This is a genomic window from Mesorhizobium sp. P2_E10 (assembly GCF_056404235.1).
The window spans coordinates 1-4,483 of sequence record NZ_JBFUEK010000042.1 but is presented as its reverse complement, the minus strand read 5'-3'; the positions used below and the strand labels follow the sequence as shown (position 1 = coordinate 4,483).

The 4,483-nt window shown below is 64.1% G+C and carries 2 protein-coding genes; one reads left to right on the top strand and one right to left on the bottom strand.

What is annotated here, in order from left to right:
* Positions 1 to 3,437 (bottom strand): strawberry notch-like NTP hydrolase domain-containing protein (locus AC1D0N_RS31765; RefSeq protein ID WP_477250564.1); only part of this gene is annotated, 3,437 nt, incomplete at its 3' end.
* A gap of 155 nt (positions 3,438 to 3,592) precedes the next feature.
* On the opposite strand from AC1D0N_RS31765, the gene AC1D0N_RS31760 reads away from it, so the two are divergent.
* Positions 3,593 to 4,483: DUF1173 family protein (locus AC1D0N_RS31760; protein ID WP_477250565.1), on the top strand; the 891-nt coding region annotated here is incomplete at its 3' end.

Below are 4,483 nucleotides of genomic sequence, written 5' to 3'. Positions count from 1 at the left end.
GTCTCGAACGTCGTGAGTGAGCAGCCGTCGATCTTGCCCTGATACAGCAGCATGTAGAATTGGCGAAGTGCGGCCCGCGCGTACGGGCTTTCGAGGTTGTCCTCGGCACGGAACAGCCCGGCACCACCGGTCTGGCGCTGGCCGCGCGTGATGGCGCCCAGCGTGTCGAGCCGTCGTGCGATCGTCGACAGGAAGCGCTTGCCCGCCTTCACATTGGCGGCCATCGGTCGGAATAAGGGCGGTTGCTTCTGATTTGTGCGGTGGGTTCGTCCGAGACCCTGAATGGCGTTGTCGGCGCGCCAGCCGGCTTCGAGCAGATAGTGCTTGCGCAGCCTCTGGTTCTTCACGCCGAGATCGGCATGATACGAGCGTCCGGTGCCGCCGGCGTCCGAAAAAATCATCACGCGCTTGTCGTCGTCCATAAAACTCTGGGTCTCGGCGAGGTTGGCCGAGCCTGGGCGATTCTCGACGGCAAGCCGGTCGATGCCATCGCGGCCGGTCTTCTTCACGATGCGGCGCGAGCGGCCGGTCACCTCGGCGACGGTGTCGGTGCCGAAGTGATGGATGATCTGGTCGAGCGCGCTGCCGACCGGCGGCAGCGACGCTAGTTTTTCGATCATCTCGTCGCGCAGGCGAACGGCCTCCCGGCACTGGACGGGATTGCCATCTTCGTCATGGACAGCCCGCGAATAGACGTTGCCTTCGGCGTCCGAATATTCCTCGAACAACTGCGTCGGGAAGGAGTGAATCAAGTACCCGCCGACATATTCGCGCGGAGTCACATCGACATGCAGGTCGGACCATTCCTCGGCCGGGATCTCGGCCAGCCGTCGTTCCATCAGCGCTTCACCGGTCGAGACGATCTGCACGACCGCCGAATGACCGTCGGCGAGGTCCTGCTCGATCGCGCCGATCAGGGTCGGCGTCATCATCGAGGTGATGAGATGGCTAAAGAAGCGCTGCTTCGTGCTCTCGAAGGCCGAGCGTGCCGCAGACTTGGCGTTGCGGTTCAGCGTGCCGGACGCACTGGTGATGTTGGTCGCCTGGAGCGCGGCGGTCAGGTTGTTGTGAATGACCTGGAACGCATCTGCATAGGCGTTGTAGATGCGGATCTGCTCCTCGGTCAGATCGTGCTCGAGCAGGTCGTATTCGACACCGTCATAGGAGAGCGAACGCGCCGAATAGAGACCGAGCGATTTGAGATCCCGGGCGAGTACTTCCATCGCCGCGACACCGCCATCCTCGATCGCGGCGACGAATTCGGCGCGGTTGGCGAATGGAAAATCCTCGCTGCCCCAAATCCCAAGGCGTTGCGCATAGGCCAGGTTCTCGACCGCGGTCGCACCGGTCGCGGAGACGTAGACGACACGCGCGTCGGGAAGGGAGTGCTGTAGCCGCAAGCCTGCCCTGCCCTGCTGCGACGGGGCGACGTCGCCGCGTTCACTTTCGCCGCCAGCGGCATTGGCCATAGCGTGGGCTTCGTCGAAGACGATGACACCGTCGAATGCTTTTTTCGGCCCTGTTGCGGCTTCGCCGCTCCCCGCCTCTTGCCCGACCCAGTCGATGATCTGCGCGATACGCGACTTTTTGCCGTCGCGCTCCTGCGAACGCAGCGTTGCGTAGGTCGTGAACAGAATACCCTCGGCAAGGCGGATCGGCGTGCCCTGCCGATAGCGCGAGAGCGGCTGGACGAGAAGTTTTTCCTGTCCGAGCGCTGCCCAATCGCGCTGAGCGTCTTCAAGCAATTTGTCCGACTTGGATATCCAGATCGCGCGACGGCGGCCTTGCAGCCAATTGTCGAGGATGATGCCGGCGACTTGCCGTCCCTTGCCGCAGCCGGTTCCGTCCCCCAAAAACCATCCCCGACGGAAGCAGACCGCGTTCTCGGCACCTTCTGGCGCGGCCGAGACGACATCGCAGGTCTCGTCAACCGTCCAGGCGCCGGTGAGATGCCCGCAATGAGCTTCGCCCGCATAGATGACGCTTTCGATCTGAGCGTCCGACAGCAGGCCTTCGTCGATGATCGCATCAGGAAGAAGCGGTCGATAGGAAGGTTTCGGCGGCGCGACGGCAGCCATGGCGGCCGATTGTACCAGCGGCGTCGGATGCGGTCTGGCGCGCGCGATGTGAATGGACTGGAGCTCGTAGGGCTCGTAGATCGTGTCGGTGAGCCGGCCGCCCTCCTCCGGCATCCAGTCGCGCAGCTCATAAACGAGGGGSACCGCCGGTGTGCTGTTGGCCATGACCTGACGGGCGGGCGTCGCCCGCGCAATCGGGCGGACCGATTGGATGGCCTTGGGAGCAATCGTTGAGACAGCGACGGGTGCGGCTCTCGGCCCCGATCGGGCACCCATGTGCATGGCGGCATTGCCGCTGGACAATGCACCGATCGAGTCCGGAAAGCCGCCCGGTATCCGGGGCGGCAGCGTGGAGATCCAGGAGAGCAGCGTCCCGACATCCATAGCCTTGCCCGGCGACGGGACGAAGCCGGTCGGGTCGGTAGCAGGAACTTTGTCGATGATGGTCAAGCGGGTCTCGGCCGTTGTCCCATGGCGGGCGTAGACATGGCCGTCGATTGCTGCGGTGAAGATGACGGTACCCTGCTGCTGCAGCCGTTCAAAGGCGGGCCGCCATTTGGGGTTTTCGGGAGACAGCCCGGTGCCGGTGATGGCGACCAGGCGCCCGCCGGCGCGCAGGCGTGCGAATGCGGAAGAGAGATGCCGCCATGCTGCATCGGCGACATGGCCGTCGACATAAGCGCCGACGCTGAAGGGTGGATTCATCAGTACGACGGACGGTCTTATAGCCGCGTCGAGATGATCGTCGATATGGGCGGCGTCGTGCCGGGACACGGAAAACCGTGGAAACAGCAGGCCGAGAAGATGGGCCCGCGTCGCGGCAAGCTCGTTGAGCGCGATCGAGGCGCGCGTCATCTCGGCATGGACGGCGAGCAGGCCGGTGCCGGCGGAGGGTTCGAGAACGAGGTCGCAAGATGCGATCGCCGCGGCGTGCGCCGTGACGAAAGCAAGCGGCAAGGGCGTGGAGAGCTGCTGCATGGCCCGGCTCTCGTCGGAGCGCCGCGTGTGAGTGGGAAGAAGATCGGCGATCCGCTTCATCATCGCCAGCATTGCGTGGGGCGAGCTTGACCGCGACAGGATCGCCGGACCGAACCGGCGCAGAAACAGTACCTGGGCGACTTCGAGCGCCTCATAAGCGTCCTTCCAGACCCAGAACCCTTGCGCATCGCTGCCGCCAAAACTGGTCGTCATGGCGGTGCGCAGTGCGGCGGTGGTGACAGGCTTGCCCTGCTCGAGGAAAGGCAGAAGCAGCGTTGCCGCTTGATGAATCGCCTGGGCGGTGTCGATGGAGGCCGGCGTCGGCGCGCCGATTGGAGTAGCCGTCCGGGCAACGGCAGGTGTGGTCGAAACGATGTTCATGGAAATGTCCTTCGCGAGAGGGGAATGGCGCCCGCGCCGACACTCTCTCCACGTCAGCCGGGCCACGCTCCTCCCGGCTCCCCTCTGCCTCTGGCGCCGATGCACCAAAGGGGTTGCGCTCTTTGCAAACCCATGACTTGAATGCGCGCACAGGGATGCGGCGGCGACCTGGAGCTGTGGAGGTGATGCGACGGTTCAGAATTGGCAGTGCGGTCTACGAGGAGGCAGCGCCTGACCTGCAGGCGGCGCTGGCGAGTGCCTATGCCCGCACCGAGCGTCCGCTATGCCTGTGCCGCGAGCCCGGCTGCCCGATGTACATCGCCCGCATCGGCGATCTTCATCTGATCAAGCGCATGCCGCTCAGCGGCGGTGAGCATGATCCATCCTGTGATTCCTATGAATCGCCTTACGAACTGTCCGGGCTGGGCGCCCTGATGGGCAGCGCGATACAGCTCGATCCGCAAAACGGCTTGGCCGCCCTCAAGTTGGACTTCAGCCTGTCGAAGACGGGGAGCCGTGCGGCATCGGTGCCTGCGGGGCAAAGTTCCGCCAGCGTAACGGCCGATCCCAGGAGGATGTCGCTGCGTGGCCTGCTTCATTATCTCTGGCACGAGGCCGAACTGACGGTCTGGACATCCCGATGGGCCGGCAAACGGCATTGGTGGAATGTCCGCTGGCATCTGCTCGAGGCTGCCGGGCAAATGACGGTGAGGGGCGGCCCACTCGCGGATATCCTGTTCGTGCCCGAGCCGTTTCGGGCCGAGAACAAGCAAGCCATCGAGCAACGTCGCAACGCGGCTCTCGGCACGGCCCTCGCGCCTAAATCAGGTCCCCGAAAGTTGCTCGTCCTGGTGGGCGAGATGAAGGAGATGGTTCCCGCCCGCTCCGGTCAGAAACTCGTCATCAGGCATTTGCCCGGCTTTCCCTTCATCATCGACGATGCATTGCATCGCCGCTTGCAGGCGCGTTTTGAAAAGGAATTGTCCCTGTGGGCAGCGGATTCCAGCTCGCATCTCATGACGATCGCGACGTTCGGACTGAACCCG